Annotated in this window: 21 protein-coding genes and 1 pseudogene; 17 read left to right on the forward strand and 5 right to left on the reverse strand. The window is 39.3% G+C overall.

The window, feature by feature from the left end:
- Positions 1 to 12: 12 nt before the first annotated feature.
- Entirely contained in the window at positions 13 to 1140 is a 1128-nt protein-coding gene (locus tag WC623_RS18525) for a FecR family protein (RefSeq protein WP_372853850.1), read from the reverse strand.
- Positions 1141 to 1192: 52 nt separating this feature from the next.
- Positions 1193 to 1855 (reverse strand): RNA polymerase sigma factor, encoded by a 663-nt coding sequence (locus tag WC623_RS18530; RefSeq protein WP_372853852.1) that lies wholly within the window; start codon positions 1853 to 1855, stop codon positions 1193 to 1195.
- 95 nt (positions 1856 to 1950) lie between these two features.
- Here WC623_RS18530 and WC623_RS18535 point away from each other — a divergent pair, with 95 nt between their 5' ends.
- Positions 1951 to 2373, forward strand: coding sequence for a TlpA family protein disulfide reductase (locus WC623_RS18535; protein ID WP_372853854.1), 423 nt, complete (start codon positions 1951 to 1953; stop codon positions 2371 to 2373).
- A 146-nt stretch (positions 2374 to 2519) separates the two neighbouring features.
- Here the strand turns inward: WC623_RS18535 and WC623_RS18540 are convergent, their stop codons facing one another.
- Positions 2520 to 3101, reverse strand: coding sequence for a dihydrofolate reductase family protein (locus WC623_RS18540; RefSeq protein WP_372853856.1), 582 nt, complete (start codon positions 3099 to 3101; stop codon positions 2520 to 2522).
- A gap of 25 nt (positions 3102 to 3126) precedes the next feature.
- Entirely contained in the window at positions 3127 to 3864 is a 738-nt protein-coding gene (locus tag WC623_RS18545) for a DUF6597 domain-containing transcriptional factor (RefSeq protein WP_372853858.1), read from the reverse strand.
- Positions 3865 to 3960: 96 nt separating this feature from the next.
- On the opposite strand from WC623_RS18545, the gene WC623_RS18550 reads away from it, so the two are divergent.
- The 16 genes and pseudogenes from WC623_RS18550 (at position 3961) to WC623_RS18625 (ending at position 23971) form a co-directional block, all read left to right on the forward strand.
- Positions 3961 to 4191 (forward strand): Abi family protein, encoded by a 231-nt coding sequence (locus WC623_RS18550; RefSeq protein ID WP_372853860.1) that lies wholly within the window; start codon positions 3961 to 3963, stop codon positions 4189 to 4191.
- Positions 4192 to 4240: 49 nt separating this feature from the next.
- Positions 4241 to 4405 (forward strand): annotated as a pseudogene (locus WC623_RS18555) (hypothetical protein); the annotation flags it as partial.
- 112 nt (positions 4406 to 4517) lie between these two features.
- Positions 4518 to 5102 carry an RNA polymerase sigma factor gene (locus WC623_RS18560; protein WP_372853862.1) on the forward strand — a complete coding sequence of 195 codons (585 nt, stop codon included), beginning with the start codon at positions 4518 to 4520 and terminating at the stop codon, positions 5100 to 5102.
- Positions 5103 to 5231: 129 nt separating this feature from the next.
- Positions 5232 to 6359, forward strand: a complete 1128-nt coding sequence (locus WC623_RS18565) for a FecR family protein (protein ID WP_372853864.1) — start codon at positions 5232 to 5234, stop codon at positions 6357 to 6359.
- Positions 6360 to 6521: 162 nt separating this feature from the next.
- The gene (locus tag WC623_RS18570; RefSeq protein ID WP_372853866.1) at positions 6522 to 9860 is read left to right on the forward strand and encodes a SusC/RagA family TonB-linked outer membrane protein; all 3339 of its coding nucleotides are present in this window, start codon (positions 6522 to 6524) and stop codon (positions 9858 to 9860) included.
- A gap of 68 nt (positions 9861 to 9928) precedes the next feature.
- The gene (locus tag WC623_RS18575) at positions 9929 to 11320 is read left to right on the forward strand and encodes a RagB/SusD family nutrient uptake outer membrane protein (RefSeq protein WP_372853868.1); all 1392 of its coding nucleotides are present in this window, start codon (positions 9929 to 9931) and stop codon (positions 11318 to 11320) included.
- Positions 11321 to 11418: 98 nt separating this feature from the next.
- On the forward strand, positions 11419 to 12180 hold the full coding sequence (locus WC623_RS18580) for a hypothetical protein (RefSeq protein ID WP_372853870.1): 762 nt from the start codon (positions 11419 to 11421) through the stop codon (positions 12178 to 12180).
- Positions 12181 to 12194: 14 nt separating this feature from the next.
- A complete protein-coding gene (locus WC623_RS18585; RefSeq protein WP_372853872.1) occupies positions 12195 to 14546 on the forward strand; it encodes a Gldg family protein in 2352 nt (783 codons plus the stop codon).
- Between the two features lie 3 nt (positions 14547 to 14549).
- A complete protein-coding gene (locus tag WC623_RS18590; protein WP_372853874.1) occupies positions 14550 to 15905 on the forward strand; it encodes a DNA mismatch repair protein in 1356 nt (451 codons plus the stop codon).
- Between the two features lie 11 nt (positions 15906 to 15916).
- On the forward strand, positions 15917 to 17233 hold the full coding sequence (locus WC623_RS18595; RefSeq protein ID WP_372853876.1) for a DNA mismatch repair protein: 1317 nt from the start codon (positions 15917 to 15919) through the stop codon (positions 17231 to 17233).
- Positions 17234 to 17258: 25 nt separating this feature from the next.
- Entirely contained in the window at positions 17259 to 18185 is a 927-nt protein-coding gene (locus WC623_RS18600; RefSeq protein WP_372853878.1) for an ABC transporter ATP-binding protein, read from the forward strand.
- A gap of 14 nt (positions 18186 to 18199) precedes the next feature.
- Positions 18200 to 20548: a Gldg family protein gene (locus WC623_RS18605; protein ID WP_372853880.1), complete on the forward strand. Its 2349-nt coding sequence runs from the start codon at positions 18200 to 18202 to the stop codon at positions 20546 to 20548.
- A gap of 37 nt (positions 20549 to 20585) precedes the next feature.
- The gene (locus tag WC623_RS18610; RefSeq protein ID WP_372853882.1) at positions 20586 to 21089 is read left to right on the forward strand and encodes a hypothetical protein; all 504 of its coding nucleotides are present in this window, start codon (positions 20586 to 20588) and stop codon (positions 21087 to 21089) included.
- Between the two features lie 443 nt (positions 21090 to 21532).
- A complete protein-coding gene (locus WC623_RS18615) occupies positions 21533 to 21952 on the forward strand; it encodes a hypothetical protein (protein ID WP_372853884.1) in 420 nt (139 codons plus the stop codon).
- A 250-nt stretch (positions 21953 to 22202) separates the two neighbouring features.
- Positions 22203 to 23411 (forward strand): hypothetical protein, encoded by a 1209-nt coding sequence (locus WC623_RS18620; RefSeq protein WP_372853886.1) that lies wholly within the window; start codon positions 22203 to 22205, stop codon positions 23409 to 23411.
- A 233-nt stretch (positions 23412 to 23644) separates the two neighbouring features.
- On the forward strand, positions 23645 to 23971 hold the full coding sequence (locus tag WC623_RS18625) for a hypothetical protein (protein WP_372853888.1): 327 nt from the start codon (positions 23645 to 23647) through the stop codon (positions 23969 to 23971).
- Between the two features lie 378 nt (positions 23972 to 24349).
- Here WC623_RS18625 and WC623_RS18630 read toward each other — a convergent pair whose 3' ends face one another.
- Positions 24350 to 24862 (reverse strand): helix-turn-helix domain-containing protein, encoded by a 513-nt coding sequence (locus WC623_RS18630; protein ID WP_372853890.1) that lies wholly within the window; start codon positions 24860 to 24862, stop codon positions 24350 to 24352.
- Positions 24863 to 25050: the final 188 nt, after the last annotated feature.

Below are 25050 nucleotides of genomic sequence, written 5' to 3' on the forward strand. Positions count from 1 at the left end.
GGGAGGTAAAAGTTATTTTGATACATATACTTTTTGTCCGATAATTTTAAAGTGTACCATACCTGATTTTTCAATGGATTGTAGGATCGCAGAAAGTTTATTACTTCGCGACATCCAACCACCCGATTTGATATTTGTAGGTACTGAGTCATCATAGATGACTTCCACATTGTACCATCTGGCAATTTTCCGCATAGCGACCTTAAAGTCTATCCCATCCATATAAAAGTCGCCATTTTTCCAGTCGGTGATATTTTCGATTTCAACTCGATGAGCCAACAAAGTTTTGCCGTTGTTTATGCCTTGTTCACCCGGTTTTAGCAACAGGTCATTTCCCTGAGCATTAATTTTAACAGAACCTTCAACTAAGGTAGTGGCAGCAATTGGCTCATCATGGTAAGCATTAATATTAAATTGGGTTCCTAAAACTTCCACCTGCTGACCCTTGCTTTCTACAATGAAAGGGTGTGTCTTATCCTTCTGAATTTCAAAATAAGCTTCACCTTCTAGTTTTACACTTCGTTGGCCATTTTTAGTTAAGATAGGCGAGTAGGTGAGGGTGGAAGCTGAATTTAGCCATACCAAAGAACCATCCGGTAAACGTAGCTGGTAGGTTTCCCCTTTAGCAGTGGATAAAGTATTTATTTTGTTGCTCTGGGCATCAGAACCTCTGATTTCATAAATCACCTGTCCGCTGGCAGATTTGGTGATTACTACACCCGCCTCTTTAGCCAGTTCACCATTTGCAGCATCAGTTAACCTGACTTTTTTACCATTGGCCAGTGTCAGCGTCGCACCTTGCTTTCCTGGAGCTATATCATTTTTGTAGGAAATTTGATTGGTGCCAACCTGTTTGGAGTCCTGCGAAAAATAGAATAAACCTGCACCGAAAATAATGGTAACCACAGCAACTGCAGCCGCAATGCGTGGCCAAAGCTTCACCCGTCTTACAGGAACAGTCTGTGCATAGATCGCAGACCAAGCCTCATGCTTTAATGAAAGCAGATCATCCCCAGTAGGATCCTGCTGCCTATCCAATAAAGTTTCCGAATACCAATGTTCCAGCAATGAACGCTCCTGCGGAGTAGCGGTATCAGTGTTGTATTTCCGGAATAAATCTCTAGCTTCATTTCTGTTCATACCTATATTGACCAACGGACTGATTACGCAGATCTATAAGTATTACGGGTGACTAGCGCCCAGGTAGTACGCTACTTTGAAAAATATTTTTTTTGGGTGCTTCCTTGTACGGGAAGTTTTGTTGCAGGGGATGGTAAATTGACATCACAATCAATCCGGTAGCCGTATAAGGGCCAACTTTCTCTCGTAAAACATGCAAAGCTTTATTGATCTGTTTTTTTACCGTTTTATCAGAAATACCTAGTTTCTCCGCAATTTCCAGATGGGAAAGATTCTCCATCCGGCTCAGCTCAAATACCTCTCGCATTTTAGGCGGCAGGGTATCGATCTCTTTTTGAATGTTCCGGCTCAGTTCCCGCTCATCCAGCTCGTTTAAAGTATCTAAACTCACCTCAGACGCATAAGCGGCCACCGCAGATAAATAATCATTTCTGACTTTCCCTTTTTCGATCAGATCAAATACACGGTTTCGGGCGGCCACATACAAATAAGCCCTCAAATTGGTATTCTGCTGCAAGTTCTCCGGTTTATTCCATAGTACGACAAACAAATCCTGTAATAAATCCCTGGATGATTCCCGGTCGCGCAGCATCTGGTTGATCTGGTAGAGTACGGGAACCGAATAACGGTTGTAGATTTCAGTAAACGCAGAATGGTCAGCACCCTTTAGTAGGGCGACCAGTTCTTGGTCTGAAGCGCTGCGCAAATCTTTCATTGTCAAATTCCTGAACACTAAGGTATACATAATTCATTAGCTTGGCCAATTACAATAATCGTTAATCATCCCCAGAGACCGCAAAGCAGATCATCATGCTCAAATATGACGACGGTAAAATAATGAATTGTAAAAGGAATAGCCTTTTCATTCCTGTCCTAATTGATTTTTGGAGCAGCTGGTGTTTTCCCTGCGGTGGAAGTCATCCCCATCTAAAGGAAGTTTACAACAAGTATAAGGATAAAGGTTTTGAAATTGTTGGGGTGGCGATGGAATCTGCTACAGACTTGGAAAAAGCAAAAGTAACTTGGAAAAAAGCAGTAAAAGACGATGGAATAGATTGGATTCAAGTGTTGGCCAATGATGGCGTCGCTAGTTTTGACCCGATAAAAGCTTTTGGGATGGGTATGTTTCCAACTAAGATATTGCTGAATAAGGATGGAACCGAACTTGCAAGATACAGAGGCACCAGCAGTGAGGAATTCGACAAGAAAATGAAGGAGGTTTTCAAATTTTAATTTTTGATTATACTGTAAATTACGCCGATTGCATTAAGATTATCGGCGTAATTTTATAGCTCCATTTGGTTCCGTTCAAGGAACACGGTCGCCTGCAAAAAAGCCATCAAGCGATATTCCACTGTCAAATATTATTTTGCTCATTTTTATTTTTTTCGTTTATAATATAATTGTACTAATCCTGTATCAAAAGTTTTTGCTGTTATAAATTCAAGAGTTTGATCAGGCCTTCCGTCTTTAAAAAGTCTTGTTCCGTCACCTAATAAAACAGGGATAACCGAGATTATAAACTCGTCTATTAATTCGTGCTTCAATAGTTCATTGATTACTTCAGCACCACCATCGCAATAGATGTTCTTACCATCTTCTAATTTTAAACGGTCCACCAATTCGGTTAAGTCGCCCGTATAAAAAATCGTTCTGCCTACTTGTGGTCTTTCAGTCCTTGTTATGACATAAATATCTCGTTGTCCATTGTCGTAATGAGATGCACCGATTTCATTAAGTACATAGTCATAGGTTTTTCTACCAATAATTATGGTGTCAATTTTGGATGTAAATTCCTCATAGCCGTAATCTTCTCCTGCTTTCTCAACAAGCTTCAAGTAACTTAGGTCATCATTTGGTTTTGCAATGTAACCGTCTAAACTCATTGCAATGAAAAGTGATATTTTTCGCATCTTTTTTAAATTTAACTGTTTCTGCAAATTTACTTTTAGACAAGTCATTACACTTTGTAAAAATACGACAAAATTAAAGTAGTGAAGGTGAAAGCCCGGTATTTCGCTTTATTTCATTGGTAAGATGCGAATGGTCATAATAGCCGCATTCAAATGCAATATCTAATAAGCTTCGGTTTTGATTTGAATTTTTGATTATACTCAAAGCATTCTGAAAGCGAATAATATTTGAATATTCTTTTGGTGATAATCCAATGTAGTTTTTAAAATTTCTCTCCAGTTGTCTTACCGTTGTGAAGTTTCGTTTTGATAGCTCGGAAATACTGAGTTGTCCATTTGTGGAATGTATATCGTTGATCACTGATTGTAGTGGTTTGTTTTTGCTTTTTATTCTCTCTGAAAAGAATTGGTTAAAATAATTGAATGGATTGTCAAATGTTCTATTAACATTAAATGAATTAGATTTTTCAAATTCAACGGTGTTGTTGGTCAGCTCATTTTGTGAGGTGTAGCTATAAAAATTCGCAAAAGTTGCAGGTTTTAGACACACACCTATTAGATGTGTATCGTTGTCAATAAAGCTGTCTTTGAATGAATTCATTGCACCAACTACATACGTTTTCCCAAACTCAATTAAATTCGAGCCATTGTCGGTCAAACAAGTATTTCCCAAATTCATTACTATACCAGCACAGCCATCTGGGAAAACCCGTTCCCATTGTCGTCTTTCAAGCTCGTTTCCTTTGAGTTCCCAATAGAAATGAATAAAGGGATTTAATTGTTTATAAGGATTTATTTTTTTGTACTTCATCGGTTGCTATGGGGATTGCTCGTTTCAATCACTGCCAGCGGTTTGCGGCTTTGCTTAGTGCCCGGCAAGATACGATCTAGTTCTGCAATTTAAAAAATGCATCTAAAATCTGAGCAGGACTCGGGTTTTGTATATTCCGGTCTATTTAATTACTTACTCCGTAAACTCGCAACGGCCGAACTTGAAAAGATTGAAGTTGCCATTCGTGCAAAGATGATTTACATATTATCACACCAATACGGCCTTTTCTGGTATAGTAATCCTTCTTTGTTTGCTAATCAAAACAGACACAATGCGAGTCTAATTAAATTGAAAGAGGGAATTTGACGGGAGTGATGAGCAATTTTTAGGGTTCTTCAAGGCAAACTATAGCAACCCTTTGCCCCCTAGCTGGATGTTACTCGAGGTTTCTTCATTTGGCGGCCTTTCCCATTTGTATAAAAACCTAAGACCTGTGAGAAGTAAGATATTGTACATGACCAGAATGGACGGTACTATTAATTTTATCATCTTTTTTACGCTAAAAACTATCTTTAGGTGATGCTGGGCGCAACTTACACCATCATTAAGTATGAGTGTATATTTTACTGTACTGTTATTCTAAGGATAATTATTTATAATTGACCTGGAATTGTATAAATTAAGTAAGACTGATGATAGCATCAATATACAATGCTTATAGTGATCATAAACTCTCCTTATTATTAAATCAGGGCGACAGAAAGGCATTTGTAGAAATTTATGATAGATATTATAGCCTGCTTTATCTGTACGCCTACAAAAAGTTAAAGGAGAGGGAAGAAGCAAAAGATGCTGTACAAGATGTGTTTATAGCTTTGTGGAACCGTCGGGAGGAAATCAAGTTTGATATTTCTTTGTCCGGATACCTTTACCGCTCCGTTCGTAACCGTGCATTAAATATCTTTGCTCATAAAAATATAGAGAGCAAGTACCTGGCATCACTTGATGAATATTTGAAAGCCAATCATGAAGGAACAGATTATCTGATCCGTGAAAAGGAGATTGCAGCATTAATTGAAATAGAGATCAATAATTTACCTCTAAAAATGAGAGAAGTATTTCTTTTAAGCCGTACTGAAAACTTAACCTATAAAGAAATTGCTGAGAAACTCAATATTTCTGAGACAACAGTAAATACCCAAATGAAGCGTGCTTTAAAAGCACTACGTACAAAATTAGGTATTTATGTCTATATTTTTATTTTTATAAACTCTTAGTTATAAGCTTATTGTCTTTTTTTTGAAATTTATTTTACAAGTTTGTCACTGTATGTGCTGAGTTATCTGTCTTGGTTATAATTAAGAGAGTATAAAGAGGATATAGATTTAAATATCTGCAGAGTATAAATGGAAAAGGCAATAGAATTACTAGAGCGTTACAGATCAGGCAAGTGCAGCGAAGAAGAGAAGCTGAGGCTGAACCATTGGTTCCATAATCTGGATAAAGATGAAAAATATCTGTTATCAGAGCCTGATTTTTTAGCACTCAAAGCCGAAATGTGGAAAGAGGTTGAAAAAGAAGCGCCTGCAAGGCAGTTAAGGAGCATATGGCCGCGTATTGCCGTTGCTGCCTCTTTATTGTTTTGTCTGTTTATGGGGGGGTATTTTTACCTACACAAATCAACTCCTCAATTACTTAGCCAGAAGCAGGTGGAGATTACTCCCGGAGGCAACAAGGCCATATTGACATTGTCTGATGGCAAGCAGGTAAGCTTAAATGAGGCTACAAAAGGAACGGTATTAGAAGAGAATGGTCAGGTTATTACAAAGACCAGTGAGGGGGTGATCAGCTATCTGGCAAACAATCAATCTAGTAGCGAAGAGTCAATAACCTATAATACTATAACAACTCCAAAAGGCGGGCAATGGACGGTAGTTTTGCCAGATGGAACAAAAGTTATGCTTGATGCCATTTCTACTATTAAATATCCTGTATTTTTTGCAGGTAATGAACGTAAAGTAGAGGTTAGTGGACAGGCTTATTTTGAAGTGGCCCATAATGCTGAAAAGCCGTTTCGGGTAAAATCTAAAGGCCAGCTTATTGAAGTTCTAGGCACAATATTTAATATTAGTGCTTATGATGATGAATTTGCGACCAAAACGACGCTTTTAGAAGGCTCAGTTAAAGTCTCTACCTCAGGGGAATCTGCCTTCAAAAACGCCGAAGTACGCTTAAAACCGGGCCAACAAACTATATTGCAAGCTAATAAATTAATGGCTTCAGATGCAGATCTGGAAGAGGCCTTTGCTTGGAAGAATGGCTATTTTATTTTAAATAACGAAAGTCTTGAAAGCATTATGCGTAAGCTTTCACGCTGGTACAATATAGATGTGGAATATAAAGGTGACATACCTAAACGGCAATTTGGAGGTAAAATCTCAATAAATACCAATCTTTTAGAAGTATTGAAAGTTCTGGAATTGTCTAAAGTTCATTTCACCATTGAAGGAAGAAAATTAATTGTTACCCCCTAATATAATAATTGTTAAGCACTCATGTAAATAGCAATTGAGTAACTAAACCAACCAAAACCAAATTAAACTGATGAAAAAAGGGATTTTTTTTATGCGGGCTACTTTGCCTGCAGGACTGTTTGCGCAACAAATATATGTAGTTCAGCACTTAAATCACTGCGTATGAAAATGTATAGACTTTTACTCGTTTTTATCTGCCTGTTGGCGAGTGCTCAGCTGTATGCACAGAAAGAGCCTACCATTACGCTTTCTTTAAAAAATGTGCCGCTCGAAACTGTAATAACGCAAATAAAAAAACAGACAGGGATTCAGATCTTCTATGATCTCGACATATTAAAAAAAGCAGGGAGAGTATCTATTACAGTAAAGGAAGCTAATTTACGTACTGCATTAAATCAGTGTTTGCTCAATACCCCAGTGGGATATAACCTGGTAGGGGGTAAAATAGTAGTGCTTATCGATAAAACTCAACCTAAAGACGATGACGGAAAGCCGGCAATTAATATGAATGCTTTTTCTAAAGGGACAGTACATGGCTTTGTCTATAATACACAAGGGCAGGGCCTGGCTAATGCCAATGTGATCATCAAGCGTAGCCATCAAGGTACAATTACAAATGCCAAGGGGGAATTTATTTTAGAAAATGTACGTACAAATGATACCCTGAGTATAAGTTATATAGGTTATAAGCGCCAGGAGATGGCGGTATCCTTGCAAACCGAATTTAGCATTTATATGAAGGAGGCAGACAATGAGCTGGATGCTGTAATGGTGCAGGCTTATGGAACTACTACCAAAAGGCTGTCCGTAGGCGAAATAACCCAAATAAATGCGGCGCAACTGGAGAAACAGCCAGTAACAAACGTATTGCTGGCATTACAGGGAATGGTGCCAGGGATGATAGTAAGCCCTACAAGTGGGTTTAGTGGTGCTCCGGTAAAAGTAGAAATCAGAGGACGAAATTCCATCGCGAACGTCCCTTCCGATCCCCTATATGTAATAGATGGGGTGCCATTAATTATACCAAACCTAGGGCTTGCTTTTAGTGGAGATTATGCCAATGGCTCTGCCGGATTGATACAGTCAGGTTTGTCTTTTTCCAAAGGGCAAAGCCCTTTATATAGCCTCAATATGCAAGATATTGAAAGTGTTAGTGTGTTGGTAGACGGGGCGGCCACAGCCAGATATGGTTCAAGAGCCGGAAACGGAGTGATCATGATCACTACCAAAAAGGGCAAGCAGGGAACAACCCAGTTTACTGTAGATGTGGATCGGTCTGTGGATAGGGCAATTGGACATTGGGATATGTTAAACACCAGTCAATATCTACAAATGCGGCGCGAGGCATTCAGTAACGATGGGATTACCCCAACGATTGAAAATGCACCCGATTTGATCTTATGGGATGCAAACAGGAATACCGACTGGCAAAAGGAACTTTGGCAATCGAATATCAGTACTGGCGTATCAACTTCTCTGTCTGGAGGAAATAACATTACAACGTTTAGGCTAGGGGCTTCCTATTCTGCAATACAGAATATGTCCGCTTTAAGCAATCAAAATAAAAATGATAAGGGAGGCCTAAATTTCAACTTGGGTTATAAAAGTTTAAATCAAAAATTATCTCTTTCATTTACCGCGACCTATGCTTATACAACTACCAATCAGGTATTTGTTGGCGGGGCCACCACCTTGCCTCCTAACCTGCCGCCAATATTTGATGAAGAAGGGAATTTGAACTACGGTCCTTTTAATTATTCTCCAGGATCAGGTATAATTTTCCCATTCAGCGGGCTTTTATCACCTAGTACCGCAAGTACCTATACCTTATCAAGCGGTATGACGATAGCCTACAAAATAGTAAAAGGATTAGACTTCAATATATCCATGGGATATAACAACTCTTCGGCAAAAAACAAATTTTTCCAGCCCATAGCGGCTCAAAATCCCATCGACTATCCTCTTGGAACTGCTATTTTTGGGAATAATGGGAACATTGGCTATAATGTTAATCCCTTTGTAGCCTATTCTGGATATATTGGCAAGGGGAACCTGAAGATCTCAATGGGTGCAACACTAAACAATACCACTGCAGAAGGGTACACCTTAATGGGGGCTGGATATTCAGGTGATGAATTATTAAAGTCGATTAATAATGCTCCTTTTAAAACGATCACCCAAAGATATCTTCAGAACAAGTATATTGATGTAAATGCAAATATCAACTATAACTGGGAAAGAAAGTATATTATTGAACTTACTGGAAATCGGAGTGGCTCTTCCAGTTTTGGCCCAGGCAAGCAGTTTGGGAATTTTTGGTCGGCAGGGGTCAACTGGTTTCCTTTAGAAGAAAAATGGCTGAAAGGAGTAATACCGACATGGATTAGTTTAATTAAGTTGAACAGTAATTATGGCATTACGGGACTTTCCGGCGGCGATTATAAATATCTATCGCAGTGGTCATCGGGATCAGCTAGTCCATTATATTATTATAATGGTAATTTACCACTAGTACCTATCAATGCTGTAAATCAGGACTACCATTGGCAATCCGTTAAAAAACTATCTGCCTCGCTAAGTTTAGGTTTTCTGGAAGATAAGTTTAACCTGAGTGCATCGGTCTATAAAAATAATTGCGATAACCAGTTGACAAACCTGCCAACGCCGCAATTTACTGGTTTTAATTCTGTATTTGGGAATTCTGCTGCAAATCTGCAAAATACAGGAGTAACTGCTAGTTTAAGCGGAAATATCATCACCGAAAAGGATTTTTCATGGTCAGCCTCATTTAATATCAGTCGGAATCGAAACAAATTACTGGCCTACCCTGGTATAGAATATACTGCTGATTACTCCAGAATTAGAATAGGGGAATCAATGAGTGCTATGTACTTGCTGCACTATTTGGGTGTAGATCCCCAAACAGGGCGTCGAGCCTTTCAGGACTATAATAATGATGGAAAAATCAGCAACTATGCCCCTGGTACTCCTCCCGGTCTGGGTACAGATGATCGACGTATTGTTGTCGATTTGAGTCCCGAATTTAATGGGGGAGCAGTTACAGATTTAAATTATAAGAATTTAGCAGTCAGCCTGGGCTTTACTTTTGAAAAAAGAATAGTGCAAAGGGCTTATACAGGAGGTTCTCCTGGTGCAGTAGGCAACGTTCCAGTAACGGCTTTCAGTAACTATTGGAAAAGGCCTGGAGACATTGCTATTAATCCAATTCTTACAACTAATCCAGGTGTTTCAGAGAGTCTTTTTGGAAGTTCAGATGGAGGGTATACTGATGGTTCTTATTTGCGCCTGAGCAATATCTCGGCAAGATATTATTTAGCAGAGAAGTTTGCCCAAAAGCTTGGCGCAAAGCAGTTGAGCGTTTCTCTTAATGTGCAAAATATTTTCACACTTACAAAATATGATGGCATTGATCCACAGTTACCCTTTGGAGAATACCCGCAACCTAGAACTTTTAATTTTCGTCTATCAATTACTTTATAGAAATGATTATGGATTCCTTTAAATTAAAAACAGTTTATATTTTTTGCGCCATTACATGCACCCTTAATATGGGATGCAGGAAATTGATAGCAATTGATCCACCCCTAGATACAGTTACAACGGTGGAAGTTTTCAGTACTGATGCCTTGGCTACATCGGCGATGGCAGGTGTTTATACCTTAATGGCCAATGGAAATGGGAATTTTCCGCAACCAACCAGTGGCTTTAGCATGGGCCTTACTACCATTCTAGGGGGACTATCTTCAGATGAGTTATTCCTTTCTTCAGGCAATTCAGGAAACCAAATGTATTTATATAACACTAATCGGATATCGGCATTAAATTCAGGTGCATCCACAACCCTATGGACATCAGCCTATAAAATTATATATGGTTCGAACTCGGTTATCGAAGGCATAGCAGCATCAACTGCTCCGGCATTGCACAATAATGTAAGAACAGAGCTTACTGCCCAGGCTAAATTTGTGAGGGCGTTTTGTTACTTCTACCTTACTAACTTTTTTGGCGATGTACCCATGGTGCTTACGGTTGATTTTAACAAAACCCGAAACCTGCGCCGCATGCCCCAGCAGGAGGTTTATCAGCAAATCATTAAAGATCTGATAGACGCGCAGGCTGCGTTGCCACCAGATTATTCTGCAGGTCAAGGCGAAAGGGTAATCCCTAATAAATGGGCAGCTACGCTATTACTCGCCCGTGCTTACCTATATATCGGCGACTATATAAATGCCGCAGCACAGGCAACAGCCGTTATTAGCCATACTGCGTTGTTTGGTCTGGAGACCGATTTGAATAGGGTATTTTTAATTGACAGTAGAGAAGCAGTATGGCAATTAAAGCAAACCAATGAAAGCAGTGCTGTAAAAAATGCAACAACCGAGGGTTATGGGTTTAACTTACCTTCGCCATATTCCCTAACCAATCAACTGTTGTCCGGATTTGATGCCGAAGACCAGCGTAAACTAGCATGGGTAGGTAGTTCTGTAATCTCAGGTTCAACCCGTAATTACCCTCATAAGTACAAAATTGGCAGTAAAAACGGCGAGGCTTATCAGCCGCCTTTAGAATATTATATGATATTGCGTTTGGCCGAAGCTTATCTGATACGTGCAGAGGCAACAGCCAATGGAGCCTTAGGCGGAATTGCCACAGCCATTTCTGATTTAAATATCATTCGCAATAGGGCCGACCTGGACGATTTAAATGAGGACTTAAGCCAGCAACAGGTCATTGCCGCTGTAGCTAAAGAAAAACAGATAGAGTTTTTTTCCGAATGGGGGCATCGCTGGTTTGATTTAAAGCGCACAGGTAAAGCCGGTGCTGTGCTTTCTGCCATTCCTCTAAAACAACCTTGGCCAGGAAATTACCAGCTTTTATATCCCATACCTGTCGCAGAAATCATAATAGATCCTTTTTTAACACAGAACCCAGACTACTAGCGACACCTAAAGAGGTTATAAACAAAATCAATCGGCATCAGACATGTTCTGTCTGTAAATAATTGATAGATAAATTAATACAAATAAAAAGACAAAAAATGAGACGAATATATTTCAATCTTTTTTCAATTACACTGTTTTTATTGGTCATAAGCTCTTGTAAGAAAGATATAGTCAAACCTGGTACAGGCACAGCGGCCCTTACTATTGTTAATTGTGTAGCAGGCAATAGTAAGTTACTTACCAATTTTAATGGGACAGATTTAAGCGGCGTAAAGTTTTATGGACAGTTAAACTATGTAGACCCTGAATGGTATCTGTTTACCACTAATTACAGTGGCCAGCAAAAGCTGGGCTTATACCTGGCGGCAGATACCAGCCTCAATAGTAACCCCTTGTTTAATTTAAAATTGAACCTGCCGGTTAACACTATGCATACTCTTTTTTTAATGGGTACACCACAGGCTCCAGATACTTTATTTACCAAAAATAAGCTACCATATCATCTCCCTGCAGATTCGACCATGGGGATCCGTTTTGTTAATATTTCGGAAGGAGGTAACCCTGTAAGTGTAAATTTAATTGGGCAGGCTGATCGCTATGCAATAGCAAATCTACCTTATAAAGGAGCTACAGAATTTAAACATTATACCGTGCGGTCAACTGTAGATAGCTATACTTTCGAGTTTCGTGATCGGATTACGGATGAATTATTAGGGAGCTATACGTTTGATGAGGTAAATGCAAGTGGCTCTGTAGAAACGGGTGGCAACAAATGGCGAAATAACAATTTTACACTTGCCCTATTTGGTACACAGGCTAATAAGCAGGTGCTTATGGTAATGGAATACTTTAGATGATAAAACAACAAGCTATGAGTATCATATTCAAAATTGCCAGAAATGAGGTTCGTAACCTTTGCTACTCACCTGTAGCCTGGTTCCTGGCAATTGTATTTTTAGTACAATGCGCTGTTTTTTATGCCGGTCCTTTAATCAGTTTCGCGAATACGCAAGACACGATGATAAAAAACAGTCCGAAATTTATAAATTTCGGATCATCAATTACAGGAGCAATTTTTTTAAGTCCTGAAGGCATTTTTGCAAATGCGCTACAGCATCTTTTTCTGTTTATTCCCCTACTTACCATGGGTATATTGAGCCGGGAAATAAACAATGGCACCGTCAAATTATTGTATTCCTCCCCAATTAGGCTGCGCGATATTGTTTTGGGGAAATACCTCGCCTTAATGATCTATAATTTAGCTTTGGTTGGGATAATCGGCATATTCATGGTGTCATCAGTCTTTCAAATCCAATCTGTAGATTATGCTATATTGTTGTCTGCCACTCTAGGCTTCTACCTGCTTGTCTGTGCCTACTCCGCTATAGGCTTATTTATGTCCAGCCTTAGCACCTATCAAATCATATCCGGAATAGGAACTTTTATGGTCATTTTTTTATTGGGCTATGTAGGTAAAGTATGGCAGAAGTATGATCTTGTACGTGACCTTACCTATTTTCTATCTATCTCCGGTCGAACAGATAAGATGCTTGCCGGACTGATCACCACTAAAGATGTGATCTATTTCTTGATCGTGATTTATATATTTCTAAGCTTTACGCTTTTTAAACTGAAGGGCGGAAGAGAGATAAAACCCTGGCCGATTAAGGCTATAAGATATATTGTGGTAGTTATTTCTGGGGTGCTAATCGGCTATGTAAGCTCGCGTCCGGCATTTATCGGCTATTGGGACATTACCGGCGGTAAAACCAATACGATCCATCCCCGTACCCAGAAAATACTGAAAAGTCTAGATGAAAGTGCTCAATTAGAAATAACGCTGTATACGAATCTATTAGGACCATCCTTTACATATGGACTGCCGGAAGCACGAAATCCGTACTTAACCAATCTGTGGGAACCCTTTTTACGCTTTAAGCCTGATATCCAGTTTAGATATGTTTATTATTATGATAATGACGGTAGTTTAGACAACAAACAGTATTATAAATTTTATCCAGGTAAAACAGAAGCACAGATAGCTGGTATATTGGCACAAATACTGGATCTGGATTCAGCTATGTTTATGCCCTCAACCGAGATCCGTAAAATAATTGACCCTAATGCAGAAAACGGCCGGCTCTTTTTACAAATGACATATAAAGGCCGGAAAATTAACCTTCGTACCTTTGACGACGATACTTTTTGGCCCGATGAAGCACAAATAGATGATGCTTTAAATCGTTTGATGGCAGAAAAAGCACCAAAAATATATTTTCTTTCGGGTAATCTGGAGCGCAGCATCTATAAAACCGGCGAAAGGGAATATTCCACGATTTCTACTGATAAACGCAATCGAACTTCATTAATTAACCGTGCCTTTGATGTAGATACCCTTTCACTAGAAAGCCATAATATTCCTGATGACATAGCGGCGCTGGTCATTGCCGATCCCAAAATTATATTGGGCGATGTTGCCATGCATAAAATCCGGCAATACATTGATCGAGGTGGGAATTTGCTCATCTGTGGCGAGCCCGGTAAACAATATGTTCTTAATCCCCTGCTCAAGCAGCTAGGGATACAATTGATGAATGGCACTTTGGTAGAATTGAGCAAAGATGAGACGCCAGATAAAGTAGTGCCTTATATTACTTCGGACGGAGCTAATCTTGCAGAAGAAAACAGGCTTTTAGCTTTGCAGGATGCAATCCGAAGAAAAGATAGGGATAGTGATACCATTAAAATATTCATGCCCGGTGCAACAGCACTTTCTTATTCTGCAAATAGTGGCTTTGTCATCAGTCCCTTGTTAAAGACAATGCCTCAAAAAGCATGGCTTAAGACAGGTGCCCTGGTACTGGACTCTGTGCCACCGGTATTTAGCCTGGATGAGGGCGACAGTAAAGAGACCTCTTTTGTTACAGGCGTTCAGCTAACCCGGCAGATTAATAATAAACAGCAACGCATCATTGTATGCGGGGATGCAGATTTTACCAGTAATTTAAGATTAGGCTTTAATGCATTTGGAAATGGCTTTTATAGCTGGTTGGCTTATGGTACCTACCCTCAATATCTGCCCCGGCTATTTAGGCCTAAAGATACTTTACTCACTGTTACCGAGCCACAGGCGAATGCTTTTAAAATAGCTACCCTATGGGTGTTGCCTTGTCTGCTGTTAGTTGGGGGGACTTTATTATTAATCAGGCGCAAAAGAAAATAAGATATGATATTTTTACAAACCGACGAACAAACGATAGAAGATCTGGGCATATTTGGCAAGCAGAATTCTGGTGGTATATTTGATATCTATAACTCTGCCCATACCCGCGGCGGCGAAGAAGTGTTGAAAGCGCTGTTCCGCAACCCCTTGTCAGACAGAACTGCAATAAATCAGCGGAGCAGTATAATTTCCCATTTTGCAGCTCAGAAGGCGAGCTTCCCTTTTGACACTACGGCTTTTGATGCTGCTGAGCGGTATCTATTGAACACCAGCGGGCGTGCCAAAGATACCTCCAGCCATGCTACAGTATTAAACGAAAAGGAAATGTATAACGGGGTAACGGCAATAATAGATATTTTATGGCGTATCAAGAAGTTTATAGAAAACCCTGCGGTAATCTCCATAGTGGCCTATGCCGCAGAGCGAGAAGCGATTTCCCGGTTCCTGGCCGATGCAGCATTTGAACCCGCATTGAGAGAGAAACCCCGGGGTAAGCTTCCTTACCCTGCTATAGCTGCCTACGATGTACTTTTCAGAGTGCGCGAACACGAGAAGATAAAAAATCTGTTCGGCCATATTTATACACTGGATATATACCTGTCTGTAGCACAGGTAGCTATTAAACGAAATTTTGTTTTTCCAATAGCTCTGGAAAAAGGTTTAAATACCTTAAACCTGAGCGGGGTGTATCATCCAGAGCTTAAACATCCGGTTGCAAACACTGTTTTTATAGATCCGCAGCACAATGTGATTTTTTTAACAGGAGCAAATATGGCAGGTAAATCTACTTTCCTGCGGGCAGTAAGTACCGCACTTTATGTGGCGCATATGGGTTTCCCGGTAGCGGCCGGCAACATGGAGTTTTCGGTGATGGATGGTGTTTATACCACCATTAACCTGCCTGATAAACTAGGCATAGGCGCCAGCCATTTCTATATGGAAGTACTGCGGGTAAAGAAAATAGCCACAGAACTGGGACAGGGGAAATCGTTGTTTGTTCTGTTTGATGAGCTATTCAGGGGTACCAATGTTAAAGATGCGCATGAGGCAACGGTAGCCGTTACCCATGCTTTTGCACGGAAGAAAACCAGTATGTTCATCATCTCCTCACATATTGTCGAAGCTGCAGAGCAACTAAAACAAAAGGACAATGTAGGGTTTCTTTACCTGCCCACCATTATGAATGGTACCATGCCCGAATATACTTACACTTTAAAAGAAGGGGTAACCGATGATCGCCATGGTATGGTCATCATCCGCAATGAGGGAATCCTGGAGCTGTTAAAAAACGGGATAAAAAGCACGCCGGTAAACAACCTGGAGAACACACCGTTAGATCGAATAAAGAACCCCTGTTAAATTAAATGAATATGAGTTTCAGTATAGACAGACAAACGATTGAAGAATTGAACCTGCCCGGGAAATTCCGGAGCGGTTCAGTGTATAGCCTGTTCAACCATGTAAAAACGCGGGGCGGGGAACAACTGTTAGATAAAATGTTCCTTTCTCCGCTGGAAGATCCAGGAAGCATTAATGAGCGTACCGCCGTTTTCCGATTTTTTCAAAAGGAGCAATTGAGCTTTCCTTTTGATGCCGGGCAGGTAGGCTTAATGCGGGAATATGTAGATACCGGCGCAAAAGAGAGCTTTCTGAAGGTGTTTACCGGGACCATTATAAAAAAGTGGCTTTCAGGATTAGCCCGGGATGAACGGTATAAAAAGAACATTCAGGGTCTGCAGGCCGCAATTATTGTATTAAACAAATGTTATTCATTTTTAGAGACCATGTCAGCGGTACCAGGCACCTGGGCAGAGCGGATAAAAGAAGTAAGGACCTTATTAAGCGACAAGCGTGTAGAGCGTCTGCGCAGCATAGACATCTATAAGAGCCTGCCGTTAAAATCATTGGTTTTTTATAACCATTTAATAAAAAACAAACTGCACCAGGAAATAGAAAATGTGTTACTGTTTATTTACGAGCTTGATGTTAACATTGCGGTAAGTGATGTTGCCCGAAGTAAAGGTTTTGTTTTCGCCAAAGCCTTAGCGTTTGAAAAGAACGTGCTTTCGGTAACAAACCTTTACCACCCCGGTGTAGAAAAAGCAGTAGGAAATTCCCTTCTGCTGGACCAAAACAGTAATGTGCTGTTTTTAACAGGCGCCAATATGGCGGGTAAATCTACGCTGATGAAATCTGTGGGTATAACGATGTACCTGGCACATGTGGGCTTCCCAGTGGCAGCAGCAAGTATGGAATTTTCAGTCCGGCAAGGGCTCTATTCTTCTATCAATGTGGCCGACAACATCAACCTTGGTTACAGCCATTTTTACGCCGAGGTAGTCAGGGTAAAACAGGCTGCAGAAGCTGCTGCCAGTGGCAAAAGACTTTTGCTGATGTTCGATGAACTGTTTAAAGGTACCAATGTAAAAGATGCTTACGATGGGACATTGGCGGTAACCGAAGGATTTTCAGAATACCGGAACTGTCTGTTTATTGTTTCTACACACATTATCGAAGTGGGCGAAGCTCTAAAAGAACGGGACAATATCAGGTTTGGTTATATGCCTACCGTGATGGATGGAGCCAGACCCCGCTATACCTATAAAATGGAAGAAGGCATAACCGAAGACCGGCAGGGGATGATGATCATCAGGAATGAGGGAATTCTGGAGTTAATGGGGTGCTGATATAAAAAAATAAATTATAAAATTAATGAGTAGCATTTTAAGAATAGAAGGACTTTCGCATAAGTACAGTAGCAGCTGGGCTGTTCGCGATATCAATATGGAAATAGCCCAGAACGGTATTACCGGCTTATTGGGCTCAAACGGCGCCGGAAAATCAACCACAATGAACATTATTTGTGGGGTGTTGAACCAAACCGAAGGCAGGGTTCAGGTTCATGGTTTTGACATCAGAACCCAGCCTGAACTGGCCAAAAAGCAGATTGGCTTTTTACCCCAGAATCCACCGCTGTATACCGATCTGACTATCGATGAGTACCTGACTTATTGTGCAGAGCTGCGATTTATTGAAAAAAGCAAAATAAAAAGCGCAGTAGAGGAGGTAAAAGAGCGTTGCGGGATTACCCATTTTAGCAGCCGGCTGATCCATAACTTATCTGGTGGCTATCGGCAGCGAGTAGGCATAGCGCAGGCCATTATACATAAACCCAGACTGGTGGTATTAGACGAGCCGACCAACGGGCTGGATCCTAACCAATTGATAGAGGTAAGGAAGCTGATCAAAGAAATATCTCTTGATTGTGCCGTACTGCTGTCCTCACATATCTTATCAGAGATCCATATCCTTTGCAAAGAGATTGTAATGATTGAAGGAGGTAGAGTTGTATTTGCAGATTCTATGGATGCCTTTGACAATTATGTGCAGCCCAACAGTTTAATTGTAAAGATGGAAAACCCGCCAAGTATCGAAGAATTGTTAAAAATACCAGGCGTTACTAAAGCTGAGGCGCTTACTCATAAAGAAATCCGCCTGTACTTTGATGGGGATGAAGAGATTACTGAAAGAGTGGTGGCCACCAGCTTACAGCATAAATGGCAATTACGCGAGATCAGCCTGGAAAAAAGCATGTTGGATGATATTTTTAAACAACTATCAGGAGCTCAATCTTACTAATCAATCAACATATCATGATCATATTCAAAATTGCTAAGAACGAAGTCCGTAATCTTTGTTATTCACCCGTAGCCTGGTTTTTGGCATTAGTGTTTTTAGTGCAATGTGCTTTTTATTATGCCACACCATTAACGGTGAGTGCCATGGTTCAGGAGGTTTTGTTAAAAAACAGCCCTAAGTTTAAACATTTTCCGTCGCCAATTACACCTGTTGCTTATTTAGAAGCAAATAGCATTTTTGAGAAAGCATTAGAGAATCTATACTTGTTTATCCCATTGCTTACAATGGGTATTTTAAGTCGTGAGATTAATAATGGGACCTTCAAATTATTGTATTCGTCGCCTATCAGGCTGCGCGATATCGTTTTAGGAAAATACCTAGCCTTAATGATCTATAATCTTGCGCTCGTCGGAATATTAAGCATATTTATGGTTTCGGGTATTTTTCACATTAAATCCATTGACTACCCAATTTTGTTATCTGCAACCCTGGGCTTTTATTTGCTTGCTTGTGCCTATTCAGCTATAGGTTTATTCATGTCTAGTCTTAGTACTTATCAGATCATATCTGCTATTGGTACCTTCATGGTTCTCTTTATGTTGGGCCGCATAGGTACTCTTTGGCAGCAATATGATTTTGTGCGCGATCTTACTTATTTTTTATCTATATCTGGGCGGACGGGTAAAATGATGTTAGGATTAATCACCAGTAAAGATGTGATCTATTTTTTTGTTGTAATTTATATGTTTCTTGGTTTTACGCTTTTTAAACTTAAAGGTGGAAGGGAGATAAAGCCATGGTCGGTTAAATTTTTAAGATATATCGGAGTAGTTGTTTCAGGTGTATTAATTGGCTACATCAGTTCGCGCCCCGCAATCACCGGTTATTGGGATCTAACTGTCGGACAAACTAATACCATCCATCCCCGCAGTCAAAAGATACTAGAGAGCTTAGATGATAAGGCCGAGCTGGAAGTAACACTTTATGCCAATTTATTAGGTGCGAGCCTTACAAGGGGACTTCCTGCGGCAAGAAATTCATACTTAACAACCCTTTGGGAACCCTTTCTGCGGTTTAAGCCAGATATTAAATTTAAGTACGTTTATTATTATGATAATGATGGTAGTTTAGACGATAAGCAATATTATAAAGCCTATCCTGGCAAAACAGAAAAACAGATAGCCGGTATAATGGCAAAGTTGTATAAAGTAGATTCGACTATGTTTATGCCCCCCGCAGATATCCGCAAAATGATTGACCCAAACTCTGAAAACGGTCGGCTCCTTTTACAATTAAAGTATAAAGACCAGATAATTAATTTGCGTACCTATGAAGATAGTTATTGCTGGCCAAATGAAACACATATAGATGAAGCTTTAAAGCGTTTGACAGCAGAAAAGAGCCCAAAGATATATATGCTTTCGGGAAATTTGGAACGAAGCATTTATAAAACCGGTGAACGGGAGTATTCAAGAACTTTCGCAGATAAAGGTAATCGCAATGCATTAATTAACCATGGTTTTGATATAGGTACGCTTTCATTAGATCAACAGGATATCCCTGCTGATATCACGGCTCTTGTAATTGCTGATCCTAAAACTGATTTAAGTTCTGCAACACTGACCAAAGTTAAGCAGTATATAGATAAGGGAGGGAATTTGTTGGTTTATGGTGAGCCCCGAAAACAAGGGATACTTAATCCCCTGCTTTCCTATATTGGAGTACAATTTATGAAGGGGATACTGGTAGAATTGAGCAAAAATGAAACGCCGGATAAAGTAAGATCATATATTACGGCAGCCGGGGCCGATCTCGCGGAAGAAGCCCCACTGTTAAAGTGGAAAGAAGCCTTGCAAAAGAAAGACATTGAAAATGATACTTTGAAAATACCTACGCCAGGTGTAGTGGCCCTTTCTTATACTACAGATGGGTCTTTCACCATAAGCCCTTTGTTAAGGACAGTTCCTCATAAAACATGGCTTAAAGCAGGCACTCTGGTATTGGATTCCATACCACCGGCATTTAATCTTAAAGACGGAGATATTAAAGAAACATCGTTTGTTACCGCTGTTCAATTGACCAGGCAGATTAATAATAAGCATCAACGCATTATTATCTGCGGAGATGCAGATTTCACCAGTAATATGAGAAATGGGAAGAACTCCTTTGGGAATGCCTTTTATAGTTGGTTCGCTGATGGAGCATATCCTCAGTACCTGCCGCGAAATATCGAAGTTAAAGACAACCTATTGTTAATTAGCCATAGTACAGCTAAAGTATTTAAAATAATTTACATATGGATATTGCCGGGACTCTTGTTGTTGATGGGTACTTTGTTATTAATCAGACGTAAAAGAAAATAATGTAATATAATTATATTTGTTTTATCGCAACCTCAAGATGGTAGATACTGCAGGTGGTGGTATAAAAAAGATCTTTAATTATCAGCGACAGCGTTTGTTTCCATTACCGGATTATGATCTTTCAGGTGGTAAAGTTAAGGTGACTATTACTGGGAAAGTACTTGACATGGAATTTGCTAATATACTTGCGCAGCATAAAGAGTTAACACTAGGAGAGATAATTGCCATTGATAAAGTCCAGAAGGGAAGGCTGCTATCCAATAATGAAGAAAAGCATCTGAGAACCAAAAAATTAATAGAAGGTAGAAAACCAAATTACTATCTTTCATTGAAGGTTGCAAGTCAAACGGGACAAAAAGCGGGATATACGAAGAATAGGGCTTTTGATAAGGCTTATTATTTAGATCTGATCATTCAGTTCATCAAACATCATAACCAGGTACAACGAAAGGATATAGATGAATTATTGTCTAATAAACTTCCTGGGTGGATGAATGAGCAAGAAAAAAGTTTAAGGTTAATAACCTATTGTCAGAAATGAGAAAAAAGGAGATGATCAAAAATGAGGAGCATTACCAAGATAATATTTAATAGATTGCTCTAATAAATGACGGTTATTTAATCGCGATCAATTAGAGGGTTATTAGACGAAATGGATAAAATAGGGGTTTTGGCTGTGATTAACACATTTTTTAATTAGAGTTTATTAGAGCATTAGTAACCGCACATATTATCTTCTATCCATGATGATCTATCTGTTGCAGGTCATAAATCCGAACCATAGATTTAAAGATAATTTTTTTGATTTGTTCATCAAATATCCCAACATAGACCCGGCAGCAATGGGTTTTACGTCAACTTGGATGGATGAGCAACTTTCGTAATAATGGTTGTATGGCAGAGAAAAGACGAGATCTTTAGGCTTTAAATGCTTTTCTCCCTATTCCTCAGATTTGCTTGATATAGAAGTCATATCCGCCATTATTGCTGAACGATTTCCGAGCATTGATCTGGGAAAGCAAGTGTGGTGCATTTGATCGTTCTGTTTACGTACCTAGAATGTTTCCTGACGTTCGGGAGTTTTTACCGGCATATATGTTTGTCTTTAAACTATTGAAGAAGAAAAAGCTCAATTTTAAGCATATGACTGTCTCTGCAAGGTCATTTCCAAATCTTAAGGAGATGCTTAAGAAATATTCAACAGAATTGGAGATTGAAAGAATGTTAGGACGTAGACCAAGTTCATTTGCTGACGATGTTATTGAAAGGTTGCTTTCTAATCGGAAAGAATCTAAGAAACAAATTGAGATTAAAAAGCTGCTGAGCTTGCCTGTTATTATGGAAGCATATTTTAACGTTTATGGAGATTTGCCTTCTGAAGCTATTTTTCCACGTTTTAAATAAGAAAATTATTGGAATTAATAGGCTGGAAACCATACGTACTTCCTATTCATGGTTTTGAAAGGAGATCGAAAATGGCTTGATAGAGGTTGTGATATGGCTGGGCTCTTTCATTCATAAGTAATAGGTCTGTTTTGCTCTATTTTGGATATTCCAGTCTATTTAATTAAATTACAGTACTCGTTCTCTTGGCAGAGTGTAGGCAAGTCCTGACTATCGGGATTATTTGTAGAACCGATTGTTTAGACTGAACATGGCAAAAACAGGTAAGAAAAAGGCAGCTTTTGCTCAAAAGGAGCTAACCCGAAGAAGGGTATTTAACCACCGGTTACGTAGTATCTGCGAAAAGATGGTTGGCAAAGGATATTTTGAACTCCTGCCTGAAAGTAGCCGGCGACTGTTGTACGTGCACCGTTATCCTGACATCAAGATCGTATTAAACGGGAAGCGAGTCATGACCGAAGAAGAGCTGGCTGGCTATAAACAGATGCTAGCCAGTCTGCTGAGCGAACACTATATCGATCTTCCTTCTGGTGAACAGATAACTTATGCACGTTTTATGACCGATGTCATGGTTCTTCTGCATTACATTCAATTCCGAATCGCGAACCGATTCAAGCGTTTTTCCAAACTTCGGGAAGCCTTTTCTCCTTATTTTACGGACACTGAATGGTTCGAAAAACAGAAAACCAATATCCTTATTGTGATGGGAATGAATGACCTACAGTTGTACGATTTCTATAGAGGAACAGTAAGGTTACGCTTCGACAGGATGGCAATCGAACAATTAGGAGGTACCAATGAGATCCGTGTTTATCGTCTGAAGCACAGCACACAGTTGCAGGATATAGACGGAAAGAAGCGTGTGGTTGTGAGGATGGGAGTACCTTCTGCAAAGAAAGTGGACGAACTGGACTGGCTGATGATAAAACCCAGCCAATTAGGAATACTCGACATGGAGGATGAAATCGCCCTTCCCCTATATTCCCAACAGCATGCGCTGGAACGTTTTGAAGAACGAACATTGTTTACAAAGGGATATATACAGGCCTATCTGGGTCATCTATTTACCAAAGGTAATCCTAAAGCTATCGTCCGAAAGAGCCATATTCTGCTTGAATGTAACCTTGGCATCCATAAAGTCGGCTACTTTGTTATTTCCCTGCATGAAGACAAATGGCTGGTGCGGACTTTTCTGTTCCTGACCAATGAAGGGACACCCGAAGGTAACAGACTGAAAAAGCTTACCCAATTAGAAGTTCTGGACAAAAAATATTTGATGCTGGATCGGATGGATGCATTTCTGATCTATGATATTTCCGGCAATGAAAGACTCAGGGCACTTTTTGTAAAAGCCGGATGTGGCTCGCTATTGGATTATGCGGATGAACTGAACAGAAATGGTGACAATCTAAAGAGTCCCGAGTTTATCTATCACTACCTTTCTAAACTGGGTACGTAGCCATCGTCAGGTCAGTCCGCTTTTATACTGGCGGAAAATCTCCTTGCAAACTTTATTTGGTACGACCTTTTAAAATTTGCTCAAACGCAATTTTATTTTGTATCTCACCCATTTTACTGCGTTTAATCACAAAGAAATTTTAAGGGAATTTTAGAATCACACATTCGCTATTTTGCGTGGTAGTTGATCAATAAAGGTCAGTGAACACTAATGGATAACTAATTATGAAAGGTATGATATCCAATTTTGAAGAATACAAAAGACGAATTGAAGAAATTAAAAATGGTAGTTTTAATGGGAATATGGTGCCTATAAGCCGTTCCTATAGAAAGTTAATTGAGGAAGCCGATCAAGCTGCGTTGGGAAACCGTAAGGAAGCTATTGAATATCTTAATAAAGGAGTTGCTATATTAAAAGATATGATTTCTAATATTGCTGAGGATAGAATTGGAACCAGCAGAGAGAATGCGCGTGGCTTTCATTTGGAGCTTGTGGAAGTAGAAATCGTGAAAATGAATGAACATTTTTCGGACCTTTTAACAAAACGAGAAAATAACTAAGACAATTATGATTTTAAAACGAAGTGACGGCAGTCTATATGATATTCGGAAGATAGAATTTACAAAACCAAAGCGATTACCTCGCAAACGGAAAAAGCGTCTGAAGAGGATTCTAGACCGTGATAAAAGATTATTAGAAGAATGGGGAGTTGAATACTAAGAGGTAGTTTTTACATTGTTAAGAGAGCTGTTTCAATGGAATGGCTCTCTTGCTGGAATGTTGATGAGAAAATTTGATGAATTATCACCTTTACAAAATTACAGCTCATCTTTTGGCCTCTAATTAAAGTCCTATCTTCAATGTAAATGTTATTTAAATTATCGTTGGTCAATATTCAAGTCAGCTAAAGAGTAAAGGAAAATGGAATTGGATTTAGCTTACTGTTTTTTTAAATAGACATTGGTGTTTTTCTTGGTTTCATGTTTTCTAATTTCAATTGAATCTGGCATTCCTTTTAAAACATTCGATATTGATGTCCCTAGATAGATCCAGCCAAATTCTTCAAAAAATGTTTTGATTTGTCCAATCTCTTTAGGTGTTTTTAGAAATGTGCTTGGCAATAATTTGGCGGATACTGCGTATCCAATTTCTGGAGTTTGTGATAGCAGATTAAATGTAACTAGATCATTTTTATAAAGTTCTAGAAGTTTTTCCCTTAAATCATAAGGAACAACTAGATTTTGTGTTGATAATTCCTTTAGAGTATAAGTCGTAAATGAAAGAATACTATCCAGTAGGTTTAGATTATATCCTTTCTTACCGGATTCAATATTAACAATACTTGCTTTTGAAATCCCAGTCAATATAGAGAAATTGAGTAAGGAAAGATTTAAACTTTTTCTAATAGACTTAACATTTCTACCAATTATGTTTCTTATAAGATCGCTCATAAGATCAAATGGAATGATTTATATCATTTGTATTTGACTACACATTTGTTTAATTACAATTGATTTTTTATATTTACATATGAAAATCAATAATGATAAAAACTAAAATATAGACTTCTGTTTATGAAGTTTAATTAAAGAGTCTTGCGGCTACATTTCTCAGGCCGTAACGCAAGACGGTAGATAAC

Source organism: Pedobacter sp., assembly GCF_041645105.1.
In the GTDB taxonomy this organism is placed as follows: domain Bacteria; phylum Bacteroidota; class Bacteroidia; order Sphingobacteriales; family Sphingobacteriaceae; genus Pedobacter.